This window comes from Leclercia adecarboxylata (assembly GCF_006874705.1).
Lineage (GTDB): Bacteria > Pseudomonadota > Gammaproteobacteria > Enterobacterales > Enterobacteriaceae > Enterobacter > Enterobacter adecarboxylatus_C.
The window spans coordinates 1,023,689-1,036,962 of sequence record NZ_CP035382.1; the positions used below are offsets into that span (position 1 = coordinate 1,023,689).

Below are 13,274 nucleotides of genomic sequence, written 5' to 3' on the forward strand. Positions count from 1 at the left end.
TTCTCCTGATAAAAATAATTAGGCGACCGGCTTACCGGCGCGAACAAAAATCGGTTTGGTCACGCGGACCGGCATTTCGCGGTTGCGGATCTGCACCACGGCAGTCTCGCCAATACCCGCCGGCACCCGTGCCAGAGCAATACTGTAACCCAGCGTCGGGGAGAAGGTGCCGCTGGTGATAATGCCTTCGCAGTGGTTGCCATTGGCATCGGTGAAACGCACCGGCAGCTCGCCGCGCAGCACGCCCTTCTCGGTCATGACCAGGCCAACCAGCTGTTCGGTGCCCTTCTCACGCTGCTGTTCCAGCACTTCACGACCGATAAAGTCGCGATCGGCCGGTTCCCACGCAATGGTCCAGCCCATGTTGGCTGCCAGCGGAGAGACGCCTTCGTCCATCTCCTGGCCGTACAAATTCATCCCGGCTTCCAGACGCAGCGTATCGCGCGCGCCCAGACCTGCCGGCTTAACGCCCGCTTCCACCAGCGCACGCCAGAAATCGGCCGCTTTTTCGTTTGGCATCGCAATTTCATAGCCCGCTTCACCGGTATAGCCGGTGGTGGCGACAAACAGATCGCCCGCCTGCACGCCAAAGAACGGCTTCATGCCGTCGGTGGCCTGGCGCTGCTCATCAGTGAACAGGGACGCGGCTTTCGCCTGCGCGTTCGGCCCCTGCACCGCAATCAGCGACAGGTCATCACGCACGGTGATGTCGATGGCGTAAGGTTCAGCGTGTTGGGTGATCCAGGCGAGGTCTTTTTCACGGGTGGCGGAGTTAACAACGAGGCGGAAGAAATCTTCGGTGAGGTAATACACAATCAGGTCGTCAATCACGCCGCCAGAGGCATTCAGCATGCCGGAATAGAGCGCTTTGCCGGGCTTCGTGAGTTTCGCCACGTCGTTTGCCAGCAGATAACGCAGAAACTCCCGGGTGCGGCTACCGTGCAGATCGACAATGGTCATATGCGAGACGTCGAACATACCGGCATCGGTGCGCACCGCATGATGCTCATCAATCTGCGAACCATAATGCAGCGGCATCATCCAGCCGTGGAAATCGACCATGCGCGCACCGCATAAGGTGTGTTGTTCGTATAAAGGCGTCTGTTGAGCCATCTTTTCCTCGTTGAATAAGCTGGGCTGTCTTGCGTTTTATGCTGAAAAATCCACCATAAAACCCGGCATCGGCATCGCTCCCGGACGCCGACGCAAACGTTCTCTTTTACCTGAACTTACCACCGAAAACGGTGGTTAACCATAAGGCAGAATGGGCCATCACATTAGCTTATGGTCAAAAATGCCAGCAAAGCGTACAGAGTTATTCACTATAAAAATGCGAATCGTTCCGCACAAAAGCAAAGTCGATAAGATGGGATTTAGCACAGGATGATATTTACTGCGGAAAAATGCGCGAAATTTCCGTAACATAAAAACAGCCAGATTAGTTAATCTAATGCGAAAAAGTCGGTGAAATTAGATTATTTCAAACGAGGGAATTCTGCCGACCCACAGGCCGACAGAATAAAGTGTGACGGGGGTCAATACACAAAGTCATTCAAGTTGCATCAAGGCGGCAAGTCTGAGAGTCCCCAGGAGCTTACACAAGTAAGTGACTGGGGTGAGCAGACGCAGCCAACGCAGAGGCAGCTTGAAGGATGCAGTGTATTTTAACGGAGCCAGTCCGGGAGATCGTTAAGCCCCATCGCCTGACGCAGGAGTTGCGGTTTCACTCCCGGGAGGGTATCAGCCAGCTTCAGGCCGAGATCGCGCAGCAGTTTTTTCGCCGGGTTGGCACCGGCAAAGAGTTCGCGGAACCCCTGCATGCCCGCCAGCATCATGGCGGCACTGTGCTTACGGCTGCGTTCGTATCGGCGCAGATAAAGATGCTGCCCGATATCTTTGCCGTCACGATGCAGACGACGCAATTCATTTACCAGCTCGGCGGCGTCCATAAAGCCCAGATTCACCCCCTGCCCGGCCAGCGGATGGATGGTGTGCGCCGCGTCGCCCACCAGCGCCAGACGATGCGCCGCAAACTGGCGCGCATAGCGACCGGTTAACGGGAATACCTGACGCTCGCTTTCGACGGTGCAGAGCCCCAGCCGGTTATCAAAGGCCACGCACAGGGCCTGATTGAACTCGTCGGCGGACGCCTCCTGCATCTGCTGGGCCTTCTCGGGGGAAAGCGACCAGACAATCGAGCAGAGATGCGGATCGCTGAGCGGCAGGAAGGCGAGGATGCCATCGTTATGGAAAATCTGTCGGGCCACGGCCTGATGCGGCTCCGCAGTGCGGATGGTGGCGACCAGCGCATGATGGCGGTAGTCCCAGTACGTCAGCGGAATGTCGGCTTTGTTGCGCAGCCAGGAGTTTGCCCCATCGGCCCCCACCACCAGGCGCGCGGTCAGCATGTCGCCGCTTTGCAGGGTGATAAAGGCGTCGTTTTCGCCCCAGGCCACCTGCTGCAGCTGCGCGGGGGCAATCAGCGTGACGTCGCTACACTGCTGCGCTTTCTGCCACAGCGCATGGTGAATCACCGCATTTTCGATGATATGGCCGAGATGGCTGTAGCCCATGCTCTCATCATCAAAAGCGATATGCCCGAAGCTGTCTTTATCCCACACTTCCATCCCGTGGTAGCAGCTCGCACGCTGGGCGACAATTTCTGACCAGACGCCGATGCGGGTCAGCAGCTTTTCACTGGCGGCATTAATCGCCGAGACCCGGAGTTCTGGCGGCGCATCGGAAGCGACAGGCTCAGGTTGTTTCTGCTCCAGTACCGCCACGCGCAGACCGCTGCCCTGCAAACCGCAGGCCAGCGCCAGTCCTACCATTCCGCCACCGACAATGGCAACATCAACATTCTGCACTTTGTTTACTCCTTAGCGAGCGACCCAACCGAGAGTCCTCTGCGCCAGCACATCGCGTGCCGGAATGAATAATTCCATCGCCATCAACCCCAGGTTACGCCCTGCAACCAGCGGCGCCCAGCGATTGGCAAACAGATGTACCAGCCCGTCGGTCACACCGATGGTGGCCTCTTTATCTGCCTGACGTCGTTTCTGATACTGGCCCAGCACCGAATACGCGCCGCAATCCTGCTGTTGAGCAAAGGCCTGCGCCAGCGTTTCGGCAAGGCTCATCACGTCGCGCAGCCCGAGATTAAAGCCCTGTCCGGCAATGGGGTGTAACGTCTGGGCCGCATTGCCCACCAGCGCGACGCGATGGGAGACAGACTGCGACGCCGTGGTTAATGCCAGCGGATAGACCGAACGCTTCCCGGCATGGGTGATGCGCCCAAGTCGCCAGCCAAAGGCTTTTTGCAGCTCGACGCAGAAGCGTTCGTCAGACCAGCCCTTCACCTCCTCCGCCTTTTCCAGCGGATGGCACCAGACCAGCGAGCTGCGCCCCTGCGACATCGGTAACATGGCCAGCGGGCCATGCTGAGTAAAACGTTCAAAGGCGCGGCCACGGTGCGGCTCGGCGGTGGCAACGTTGGCGATCACCGCCAGCTGATGGTAAGGCTGCTGCTGCCACTGGATCCCGCACTGCTGGCCAAGCGCCGAACGTGAGCCGTCGGCCGCCACCAGCAGTTGTCCCTCGAGCGTACTGCCGTCATCCAGCGTAACGCTGACCGAGGTTTCGCTGCGGGTAAAGTGCTCCACGCGCGCCGGGCAATGCAGCGTCACGCCGGGAGCATCCTGCAACAGGCGGAACAGGCGCAGACCCACGTCGTGCAGCTCGACGACCTGCCCCAGCGCATCAATGCGATAGTCCTGCGCTTCGAGGGTGACAAACCCGGCGTGTCCCCGATCGCTGACATGAACGGTTTCGATAGCGGTGGCGCAATCGGCAATCGCCTGCCAGATGCCGCTGCGGGCCAGCTGCTGGCAGGTGCCCGCAGCCAGGGCGATGGCGCGGCCATCGAACCCCGGATGGCCACTCGACTGCGGTGCCACGGCCTCAACCAGGTGGACCGGAAGCTTGCCCTGGGTCAGGGTGGAGATCGCCAGCGCCAGGGTGGCGCCCGTCATGCCTCCGCCAACGATGATGATGCTCATGGGCGCGCCGCCGCCATCAGGGCTTCGATCTCGTCGGCGTTTTTTACCACCGAAGCCGTCAGGTTTTCGTTACCGGATTTGGTGATCACGATATCATCTTCGATACGGATGCCGATCCCGCGATACTCGGCGGGCACATCGGCATCCGGGGCGATATAGAGCCCCGGTTCAACGGTCAGCACCATTCCCGGCTCCAGCACACGCGAACGTTCCGGGCCGTAGACGCCCACGTCGTGCACGTCCAGCCCCAGCCAGTGGCTCAGGCCATGCATAAAGAAGGGACGGTGGGCGTTCTCCGCGATCAGCTGATCGACGTCGCCGTTAAGAATCCCCAGATCCACCAGCCCGCTAACCATAATGCGCACCACCTCGCCGGTAACCTCCTGGATGGAGGTGCCGGGGCGGAACAGCATCAGCGCGGTGTCCAGCGAATGCAGGACGATGTCGTAGATGGCGCGTTGCGCCGGGGTGAATTTGCCGTTCACCGGGAAGGTGCGGGTGATATCCCCGGCATAGCCTTTAAATTCGCAACCGGCGTCAATCAGCACCAGATCGCCATCCCGCAATTCAGACTCGTTTTCGGTGTAATGCAGGATGCAGCCGTTTTCACCCCCGCCGACGATGGTGTTGTAGGCCGGGAAGCGCGCGCCGTGGCGGGTAAATTCATGCTGAATTTCGCCTTCCAGCTGATATTCGAACATCCCCGGACGGCATTTTTGCATCGCCCGGGTATGGGCCAGGGCGCTGATCTCCCCCGCTTTACGCATGACATCCAACTCTTCATCCGATTTAAACAGGCGCAGCTCGTGGACGGCAGGACGCCAGTCGGTGAGGGTTGCGGGCGCTTTCAGGTTTTGCCGGGAGCCTTTGCGTAGCTTATCCAGCGCGGCAAAGACAATCTCATCGGCATACGCGTATTCACCCTGCGCGTGGTAGACCGTATCCAGACCATTGAGCAACTGGTAGAGCTGATCGTTGATTTCGCTGAACGCCAGAGCGCGATCCACGCCCAGCTTTTCCGGCGCGGCCTGCTGGCCCAGACGGCGGCCAAACCAGATCTCGGCGGTGAGATCGCGAACGCGGTTAAACAGCACGCTGTGGTTGTGGGTATCGTGACTTTTAATCAGCACCAGCACCGACTCCGGCTCGTTGAAGCCGGTGAAGTACCAGAAATCGCTGCTCTGGCGGTACGGATATTCGCTATCGTTGCTGCGCGTGGCTTCCGGTGCGGCAAAAATCAACGCGGCGCTGCCCGGCTGCATAGTGGCCAGCAATGCCTGACGGCGGCGAAGATACTCTTGCTGAGTCATGACACCCTCCTGGAATTTTTATTAATGTAATGTTGGTTTGCGCACTTCCGGCGCGGTCGGTTTTGCGCGCGTAAAGGTATCGTGGCAGAGCAGAGACGCCACGCGCACGTACTCAATGATCTCTTCGAGTGACATCTCCAGCTCTTCCTGGTCTTCGTCTTCATCGTAGCCCAGTTGAGCGATGTTACGCAGATCGTCGATAGCTTCTCCCGCCTCGCCCGTCACTTTTTCCAGCTTAGGCTGCGTTACGCCCAGACCTAACAGGTAGTGGTTGACCCAGCCTGCCAGCGCATCGGCGCGATCGAACACGCTGACGTCGTCGCTATCAGGCAGATAAAGCTGAAAAAGGAAGCCGTCATCCTCCAGCGCATCGCTGGTTGCGCCATGCATATTGCGCAACGCCTGAGCGAGATCGTGACCGAACGCCAGACCCTCGTTCGTCAGGTCGTGAACCAGCGGCAGCCATGAGCTGTCGTTGTTTCCACCACACAGCATCCCGCTGATCAGACCGTGCATTTCAGCCGGGGTTAAACCCACGCCCTGCTGGTTCAGTAACTGGCTGACTTCGTTGTAACCAGGCATTTCGTTCTGTATAGACATGAGCATTCATCATCAATGGGAGGAATATTCATGATATGCTACCACTTTGGACCCTGGTGAACCAGAATAGGGCTTGTTTCTACGCGCCAGGGTAGCTATAGTGTCGCCCCTTCGCAGCCCCCGGAAGCGGATGTGAAGGCAGCGCAGTCAAACAGCAGGAAGGTGGCATGTCTGCACAACCCGTCGATATCCAAATTTTTGGCCGTTCGCTGCGAGTGAATTGTCCGCCTGAACAAAGGGATGCTTTGAATCAGGCTGCGGATGATTTGAATCAGCGGTTGCAAGATTTAAAAGAACGCACTAGAGTCACAAATACTGAGCAGCTGGTCTTCATCGCCGCGTTGAACATCAGTTATGAACTGACTCAGGAAAAAGCGAAGACCCGCGATTACGCGGCGAGCATGGAACAACGTATTAAAATGCTCCAGCAGACCATTGAACAGGCATTGCTTGATCAGGGTCGCATAACAGACAGACCGGGGCAAAACTTTGAATAACACTTCGTGGTCTACTATGGTAGAGTGACCCTGAAGGAAAAATTTCTCTGAGATGTTCGCATGCGGGCCAGTCCCCTGAGCCGATATTTCATACCACAAGAATGTGGCGCTCCATGGTTGGTGAGCATGCTCGGTTCGTCCGAGAAGCCTTAAAACTATGACGACACATTCACCTTGAACCAAGGGTTCAAGGGTTACAGCCTGCGGCGGCATCTCGGAGATTCCCTCACCTTTCTACCCAGCGACTACCATGACGCAACTTCCTGAAGTCCCTGCCTCACGCCAACACATTCGTCAGTTTATCCGTCAGCAACGCAGAGCCTTAACGCCTCAACAGCAAGCCCATTTCGCCCAGCAGGCCGCGGCCCGCATGATGGCTTATCCGCCCGTCGTCATGGCGCATACCGTTGCCCTGTTCCTCTCTTTTGATGGCGAACTTGATACCCAACCGCTGATCGATGAACTCTGGCGCACCGGGAAAAAGGTCTATCTGCCGGTACTCCACCCCTTCAGTCCCGGGAACCTGCTGTTCCTGCACTATCATCCTCACAGCGAGCTGGTGGTGAATCGTCTGAAAATCACCGAACCGAAGCTGGACGTGCGCGACGTGCTGCCGCTTGAGCAGCTGGACGTGCTGGTGACGCCGCTGGTGGCCTTTGATGAGAGTGGTCAACGTCTGGGGATGGGCGGCGGTTTTTACGATCGCACGCTGCAGAACTGGCAGCAGCATGGCTTACAGCCCGTAGGCTACGCGCATGATTGTCAGGGCGTTGAAAAGCTACCGGTGGAGAAATGGGATATTCCGCTGCCGGCGGTGGTGACGCCGTCGAAGCTTTGGGAATGGTGAAAAAGCCGGGTGGCGGCTTCGCCTTACCCGGCCTACATAAACCCTCGGACTTTGTAGGTCGGGTAAGCGCAAGCGCCACCCGACACCACAAACCGCAGGATCAGTAAAGCAGACGCGCGCGAATGGTGCCTGGGATGGCCTTCATTCCCTGCAGCGCTTTCTCGGCAACATCTTCATCCGCTTCGATATCGATAACCACATAACCCATCTGCGCGTTAGTTTGCAGATACTGTGCGGCGATGTTCACGCCCTGCTCAGCGAAGATCTGGTTAATGGCCGTCAGCACGCCCGGACGGTTTTCGTGGATGTGCAGCAGACGACGTCCACCGTGCAGCGGCAGAGACACTTCCGGGAAGTTGACCGCAGAAAGTGTTGAACCGTTGTCGGAATATTTGCTCAGCTTACCGGCCACTTCGAGACCGATATTTTCCTGCGCTTCCTGAGTGGAGCCGCCGATGTGCGGAGTCAGGATCACGTTGTCGAACTCACACAGCGGCGAGTTGAACGGATCGCTGTTGGTCGCCGGCTCGGTCGGGAAGACGTCAATGGCCGCCCCTGCCAGATGTTTGCTTTTCAGGGCTTCGCACAGCGCAGGGATATCCACTACCGTACCGCGCGCGGCGTTGATCAGCAGCGAGCCCGGCTTCATCAGCGCCAGCTCTTCCGCACCCATCATGTTCCTGGTGGAGGCGTTTTCCGGCACGTGCAGGCTCACCACGTCGCTCATGTTGAGCAGGTCGGAGAGATGTTGAACCTGGGTAGCGTTACCCAGCGGCAGCTTGTTTTCGATGTCGTAGAAAAAGACGTGCATCCCCAGCGATTCCGCCAGAATGCCCAGCTGCGTGCCGATGTGGCCGTAGCCGATAATGCCCAGTTTTTTACCACGCGCCTCAAAAGAGCCGGACGCCAGTTTATTCCAGATCCCACGGTGGGCCTTGGCGTTAGCTTCAGGGATGCCACGCAGCAGCAGCAGGAGTTCCCCAATCACCAGCTCCGCCACGGAACGGGTATTGGAGAATGGCGCGTTGAACACCGGAATACCGCGCTTCGCGGCAGCATTGAGATCAACCTGGTTGGTACCGATACAGAAGCAGCCAATCGCGACCAGTTTTTCTGCTGCGGCAATCACATCTTCGGTCAGGTGGGTACGGGATCGCAGGCCAATGAAGTGGGCATCACGGATCGACTCTTTCAGCTGTTCGGTATCCAGCGCGCCTTTGTGAAATTCGATGTTGGTGTAACCTGCCGCACGAAGGTTATCCAGTGCTTTCTGATGCACCCCTTCGACCAGCAGAAATTTAATCTTGTCTTTCTCCAGTGATACCTTTGCCATTTCCCCGACCCTGTCTGATTGTCTGAACTGTTGTTGTGCTGGATTGAAATCCGCTCCAGCCAACATATCAAAAAAAACTATTGCAGCAATATGAACGTTTGCGTCGGCACTCTGAAGAAATGTCATACAGCGTCAATTGGCAGTGAATAATGCTGCAGAGCATTAAGAAAGCGGCAGGATCGTCAGGAGAGGGTTAGAAATGTGACACAAGTCACCGAATATCGCTTTTGCAAAAAAAGTTAGCGGGGGGAGGCTCCCCCCGTCAGATCATTTCACGATGGTTTTAACGCCATCGGCGGTGCCGATCAGGGCGACATCCGCGCCACGGTTGGCGAATAACCCTACAGTTACCACGCCCGGCAGGCCGTTGATGGCATTCTCCAGCGCCACGGCGTCGAGGATCTCCAGACCATGAACATCCAGAATCACGTTACCGTTGTCCGTCACTACGCCCTGGCGGTATTCCGGGCGTCCACCCAGTTTCACCAGCTCGCGGGCAACCGCGCTGCGCGCCATCGGGATCACTTCAACCGGCAGCGGGAAGTTGCCGAGAATATCCACCTGCTTGGAGGCATCGGCGATACAGATAAACTTGTCCGCCACGGAGGCGATGATTTTCTCACGCGTCAGCGCCGCGCCACCGCCCTTGATCATCTGCATATGGCCATTGATCTCATCCGCGCCGTCGACATAAATCCCCAGACGGTCAACTTCGTTCAGATCGAAAACGGTGATCCCCAGACTTTTCAGCTTTTCCGTGGATGCATCGGAGCTCGACACTGCGCCCTCGATTTGGCCTTTCATCGTGCCCAGCGCATCAATAAAGTGCGCTGCCGTTGACCCTGTGCCCACGCCGACAATGGCACCCGGCTGTACATACTGGAGAGCGGCCCATCCTACTGCTTTTTTCAGTTCATCCTGCGTCATGATCTCTTGCCCGTGGTGATTTTGCGTGACGCGCATTATAGAGCATTCGCCTGTGCCATGTGATCTGCGAGGTCACCAATTTCGTCTGTATCAAACATAAATTTATGTCATAGTGCGAAGTATTGAATTTTTTGGGAGTCAGCCAGAGCAATGAAACGTCCGGACTACAGAACATTACAGGCGCTTGATGCCGTTATTCGTGAACGCGGATTCGAACGCGCAGCCCAAAAGCTGTGCATTACCCAATCCGCGGTTTCACAACGAATCAAACAGCTTGAGAATATGTTCGGGCAGCCGCTGCTGGTTCGTACCGTGCCGCCGCGTCCAACCGAACAGGGGCAAAAGCTGCTGGCGCTGCTGCGGCAGGTTGAGCTGCTGGAAGATGAGTGGCTGGGGGATGAACAGACCGGCTCCACGCCGCTGCTGCTCTCTCTGGCGGTCAACGCCGACAGCCTGGCAACCTGGCTCCTCCCTGCCCTCGCCCCGGTGCTGGCCGATTCGCCTATCCGTCTGAATTTACAGGTAGAAGATGAAACCCGTACCCAGGAGCGTCTGCGCCGCGGTGAAGTGGTGGGCGCAGTCAGTATCCAGCCTCAGGCGCTGCCTAGCTGTCTGGTGGATCAGCTGGGGGCGCTGGATTATCTTTTCGTCGGCTCGAAAGCCTTTGCCGAGCGTTACTTCCCGAACGGCGTCACCCGCGCGGCACTGCTGAAAGCGCCTGCCGTGGCCTTTGACCATCTGGATGATATGCATCAGGCGTTTTTACAGCAGAACTTCGACCTGCCGCCCGGCAGCGTACCCTGCCATATCGTTAACTCCTCCGAAGCCTTCGTGCAGCTGGCACGTCAGGGCACCACCTGCTGCATGATCCCGCATCTGCAGATCGAGAAAGAGCTGAACAGCGGCGAGCTGATCGACCTGACTCCGGGCTTACACCAGCGCCGTATGCTCTACTGGCACCGCTTTGCGCCGGAAAGCCGGATGATGCGCAACGTCACCGATGCGCTGCTGGCTCATGGGCATAAAGTCCTGCGCCAGGATTAATAAAAAAGCCGGGTCGCATTCACGCTGACCCGGCCTGTTATCGGTGCTGACAAACAAAACTTACGGTGCTTTGGTCGCCGTATCCTGTTGCTGATTCTGCTGTACCGGCTGGTTCTGCTGAGCCTGCTCATTCTGCTGCTGACCCTGCGCTGGCTCCAGCTGGAACACCACGTCAACCTGATCGTCAAACTGAATCGTTGGCTGTTCGTAAGTATCCTGCGCGGAGACCGGTGCCGCTTCGGCTTTCATCATGCGCACCATCGGGCTCGGCTGATAGTTAGAGACGTGGTAACGCACGCTGTAAACCGGACCCAGCTTGCTGTTAAAGCCAGAAGCCAGCTGCTGCGCCTGACGCACCGCATCATCGATCGCCGCTTTACGCGCTTCATCTTTATACTTCTCAGGTTGCGCAACGCCCAGGGAGACAGAACGGATTTCGTTCAGACCCGCTTTCAGCGCGCCATCCAGCAGGGAGTTGAGCTTATCAAGCTGACGCAACGTGACTTCCACGCTACGCACCGCGCGGTAACCTTTCAGGATGCTTTTGCCATCCTTATAGTCATAATCCGGCTGGGTACGCAGGTTGGCAGAGTTGATATCTTTTTTAGCAACGCCGTTCTGCTCCAGGAAAGAGAGATATTGCGCAACGCGATCGTCGGCCTGTTTCTTGGCAGTGGCCGCATCTTTTGCCGCCACGTTCACCTCGATGGCTAAGGTCGCGATATCCGGTGCCGCATCCACGCTTGCGGTGCCGGAGGTGACAATGTGCGGACTGTCAGGCAGCTCACTGGCCTGAACGGATGTTGCGCCTAAACCCATTAATGCCGCCAGGGCGATTACATTCAACTTCACTTTTATTCCTCCATGTTGCGAAGAGTGCCCATGTAGCAGGGCGCATGCCAGCAAGCTTAGCGGCTGCTGGTCGAATGTCCATAAGACAACGCTTAGTAGAATAGTTCACGAATGTGATGAATCCCCTCTTTCGCCAGCTGGAAAGCGATAAACCACATCACTACGCCGACCAGGCCGTTGATAATCCGCTGGGCTTTGGCGGTGCGCAGGCGGGGAGCCAGCCAGGCGGCGAGCAGCGCCAGGCCAAAGAACCACAGGAAAGAGGCGCTCACGGTACCCAGCGCAAACCAGCGCCTCGGTTCGGCATCCAGCTGTCCTCCCAGGCTACCCAGCACCACGAAGGTATCCAGATAGACGTGCGGATTGAGCCAGGTTACCGCCAGCATGGTAACGATAATCTTCCAGCGCCCCTGCTTCATCACTTCGGCACTGGCCAGCTCAATATTGCTGCCCATTGCCGTTTTCAGGGCACCAAAGCCGTACCACAGCAGAAACGCGACGCCGCCCCAGGTGACGAGCGCCAGCAGCCAGGGGGATTGCATCAGCAACGCGCTGCCGCCGAAAATCCCGGCGCAGATCAGGAGCATATCGCTCATCGCGCAGAGCAGCGCAATCATCAGATGATACTGGCGACGAATCCCCTGATTCATGACGAACGCATTTTGCGGGCCGAGGGGCAGGATCATTGCCGCGCCAATCATAAGGCCTTGAATATAAAAAGAGAACATAGAAATCAATCTCAGAAAGCTGTCTTGAGGGCAGACTATACTGCGGCAGGATAATTAGAGGAAATGGATAATATTAATTGGCAATAAGCTGGACTAATAAACCCGGCACGCATTGCGCCTGCCGGGTGACAGGGAAAACCTTATTCCTCTGATTCTTTCACGCGCTTAAAGTTTACATCCATCTGCGGATACGGGAAGCTAATACCGTTGGCATCGAAGTCACGCTTGATGCGCTCCAGTACGTCCCAGTAGACATTCTGCAAATCGCTGCTGTTGCTCCAGACGCGCACCACAAAGTTGATCGATGAAGCGCCCAGTTCGTTCAGACGGACAATCATGTCACGATCCTTCAGAATCCGATCGTCAGACTCGATAATGTTGGTGAGCAACTGCTTTACCTTATCGATATCAGAGTCATAGGCCACCCCGATAATAAACTCGTTACGACGCACCGGCTCACGGGAGAAGTTGATAATGTTGTTGGCGATGATCTTACCGTTTGGGATCACCACGATGCGGCCATCGATGGTACGCAGGGTAGTTGAGAAGATCTGCACCTGCAGCACGGTACCGGCCACGCCGCCCAGATCGACATACTCACCGGAGCGGAACGGACGGAAGGTCACCAGCAGTACCCCGGCCGCCAGGTTCGACAGCGATCCCTGCAGCGCCAGACCAATGGCCAGACCGGCGGCACCCAGTACAGCGATAACCGACGCAGTTTGTACCCCGACCCGGCCAAGCGCCGCAATCAGCGTAAACGCGATAACGCCGTAGCGCACCAGCGCGGAGAGGAAATCCGCCACCGTGGCATCAATATGACGCGCCCGCATCACGCGGTTAACCGCATTAGAGATGATGCGCGCCACGATCATACCGACGACGATAATGGCGATGGCCGCCACAATGTTAACGGCGTAACTCAACAGCAATGCCTGGTTACGCACCAGCCAGGAGCCTGCGTTATTGATGCTATCTACAACACCGAGATCTTCCATTCAATATTCCTTATCTAAGCCAGACCATAAAAATGCATCCCCCATCGAGGCAGGCAAGTTAGTAAAGGGTAAACAAAAGC

The 13,274-nt window shown here is 57.1% G+C and carries 13 protein-coding genes and 1 other RNA gene; 4 read left to right on the forward strand and 10 right to left on the reverse strand.

The annotated features are described in order from the left end of the window. Window positions 1-18: 18 nt before the first annotated feature. The 5 genes from gcvT to ES815_RS05805 all read right to left on the reverse strand — a co-directional run bounded on the left by gcvT (window position 19) and on the right by ES815_RS05805 (window position 5,968). Window positions 19-1,113 carry a glycine cleavage system aminomethyltransferase GcvT gene (gene gcvT, locus ES815_RS05785; protein WP_142487017.1) on the reverse strand — a complete coding sequence of 365 codons (1,095 nt, stop codon included), beginning with the start codon at window positions 1,111-1,113 and terminating at the stop codon, window positions 19-21. 551 nt (window positions 1,114-1,664) lie between these two features. Then, a complete protein-coding gene (gene ubiI / locus ES815_RS05790; RefSeq protein ID WP_142487018.1) occupies window positions 1,665-2,867 on the reverse strand; it encodes an FAD-dependent 2-octaprenylphenol hydroxylase in 1,203 nt (400 codons plus the stop codon). Window positions 2,868-2,879: 12 nt separating this feature from the next. Next, window positions 2,880-4,058 carry a 2-octaprenyl-6-methoxyphenyl hydroxylase gene (gene ubiH, locus ES815_RS05795; protein WP_142487019.1) on the reverse strand — a complete coding sequence of 393 codons (1,179 nt, stop codon included), beginning with the start codon at window positions 4,056-4,058 and terminating at the stop codon, window positions 2,880-2,882. Then, window positions 4,055-5,368, reverse strand: a complete 1,314-nt coding sequence (gene pepP, locus ES815_RS05800) for a Xaa-Pro aminopeptidase (RefSeq protein WP_142487020.1) — start codon at window positions 5,366-5,368, stop codon at window positions 4,055-4,057. Before pepP ends, ubiH begins: the two co-directional genes overlap by 4 nt. Window positions 5,369-5,389: 21 nt before the next feature. Further along, on the reverse strand, window positions 5,390-5,968 hold the full coding sequence (locus tag ES815_RS05805) for a YecA family protein (RefSeq protein WP_142487021.1): 579 nt from the start codon (window positions 5,966-5,968) through the stop codon (window positions 5,390-5,392). Between the two features lie 167 nt (window positions 5,969-6,135). Here ES815_RS05805 and zapA point away from each other — a divergent pair, with 167 nt between their 5' ends. From zapA to ES815_RS05820, 3 genes are all read left to right on the forward strand, one after another. Continuing rightward, window positions 6,136-6,465 carry a cell division protein ZapA gene (gene zapA / locus ES815_RS05810; RefSeq protein WP_142487022.1) on the forward strand — a complete coding sequence of 110 codons (330 nt, stop codon included), beginning with the start codon at window positions 6,136-6,138 and terminating at the stop codon, window positions 6,463-6,465. Between the two features lie 41 nt (window positions 6,466-6,506). Continuing rightward, a non-coding RNA gene (ssrS, locus tag ES815_RS05815) (6S RNA) lies at window positions 6,507-6,690 on the forward strand. A 25-nt stretch (window positions 6,691-6,715) separates the two neighbouring features. After that, the gene (locus tag ES815_RS05820) at window positions 6,716-7,312 is read left to right on the forward strand and encodes a 5-formyltetrahydrofolate cyclo-ligase (RefSeq protein WP_142487023.1); all 597 of its coding nucleotides are present in this window, start codon (window positions 6,716-6,718) and stop codon (window positions 7,310-7,312) included. A gap of 100 nt (window positions 7,313-7,412) precedes the next feature. Here ES815_RS05820 and serA read toward each other — a convergent pair whose 3' ends face one another. Both serA and rpiA read right to left on the reverse strand, forming a co-directional pair. Further along, window positions 7,413-8,645, reverse strand: coding sequence for a phosphoglycerate dehydrogenase (gene serA / locus ES815_RS05825; RefSeq protein ID WP_142487024.1), 1,233 nt, complete (start codon window positions 8,643-8,645; stop codon window positions 7,413-7,415). Window positions 8,646-8,912: 267 nt separating this feature from the next. Then, window positions 8,913-9,572, reverse strand: coding sequence for a ribose-5-phosphate isomerase RpiA (gene rpiA, locus ES815_RS05830; RefSeq protein WP_142490022.1), 660 nt, complete (start codon window positions 9,570-9,572; stop codon window positions 8,913-8,915). Window positions 9,573-9,722: 150 nt separating this feature from the next. Between rpiA and argP the strand changes: the two genes are divergently transcribed. Then, complete coding sequence (argP, locus tag ES815_RS05835) at window positions 9,723-10,616, forward strand: DNA-binding transcriptional regulator ArgP (RefSeq protein WP_106994367.1); 894 nt, start codon at window positions 9,723-9,725, stop codon at window positions 10,614-10,616. Window positions 10,617-10,676: 60 nt separating this feature from the next. On the opposite strand, the gene ES815_RS05840 is transcribed toward argP, so the two are convergent. From ES815_RS05840 to ES815_RS05850, 3 genes are all read right to left on the reverse strand, one after another. Continuing rightward, window positions 10,677-11,468 (reverse strand): oxidative stress defense protein, encoded by a 792-nt coding sequence (locus ES815_RS05840; RefSeq protein ID WP_231600411.1) that lies wholly within the window; start codon window positions 11,466-11,468, stop codon window positions 10,677-10,679. A gap of 92 nt (window positions 11,469-11,560) precedes the next feature. Continuing rightward, the gene (argO, locus tag ES815_RS05845) at window positions 11,561-12,196 is read right to left on the reverse strand and encodes an arginine exporter ArgO (protein ID WP_142487025.1); all 636 of its coding nucleotides are present in this window, start codon (window positions 12,194-12,196) and stop codon (window positions 11,561-11,563) included. 140 nt (window positions 12,197-12,336) lie between these two features. Beyond that, complete coding sequence (locus ES815_RS05850) at window positions 12,337-13,194, reverse strand: small-conductance mechanosensitive channel MscS (protein WP_142487026.1); 858 nt, start codon at window positions 13,192-13,194, stop codon at window positions 12,337-12,339. Window positions 13,195-13,274: the final 80 nt, after the last annotated feature.

What these genes read in the sequence shown, in the direction of transcription:
- argP (WP_106994367.1), top strand. Translation starts at nt 9,723, where the DNA reads ATGAAACGTCCGGACTACAGAACATTACAGGCGCTTGATGCCGTTATT.
- gcvT (WP_142487017.1), bottom strand. Translation starts at nt 1,113, where the DNA reads ATGGCTCAACAGACGCCTTTATACGAACAACACACCTTATGCGGTGCG.
- ES815_RS05850 (WP_142487026.1), bottom strand. Translation starts at nt 13,194, where the DNA reads ATGGAAGATCTCGGTGTTGTAGATAGCATCAATAACGCAGGCTCCTGG.
- serA (WP_142487024.1), bottom strand. Translation starts at nt 8,645, where the DNA reads ATGGCAAAGGTATCACTGGAGAAAGACAAGATTAAATTTCTGCTGGTC.
- ubiH (WP_142487019.1), bottom strand. Translation starts at nt 4,058, where the DNA reads ATGAGCATCATCATCGTTGGCGGAGGCATGACGGGCGCCACCCTGGCG.
- rpiA (WP_142490022.1), bottom strand. Translation starts at nt 9,572, where the DNA reads ATGACGCAGGATGAACTGAAAAAAGCAGTAGGATGGGCCGCTCTCCAG.
- ES815_RS05820 (WP_142487023.1), top strand. Translation starts at nt 6,716, where the DNA reads ATGACGCAACTTCCTGAAGTCCCTGCCTCACGCCAACACATTCGTCAG.
- ES815_RS05805 (WP_142487021.1), bottom strand. Translation starts at nt 5,968, where the DNA reads ATGTCTATACAGAACGAAATGCCTGGTTACAACGAAGTCAGCCAGTTA.
- pepP (WP_142487020.1), bottom strand. Translation starts at nt 5,368, where the DNA reads ATGACTCAGCAAGAGTATCTTCGCCGCCGTCAGGCATTGCTGGCCACT.
- argO (WP_142487025.1), bottom strand. Translation starts at nt 12,196, where the DNA reads ATGTTCTCTTTTTATATTCAAGGCCTTATGATTGGCGCGGCAATGATC.
- zapA (WP_142487022.1), top strand. Translation starts at nt 6,136, where the DNA reads ATGTCTGCACAACCCGTCGATATCCAAATTTTTGGCCGTTCGCTGCGA.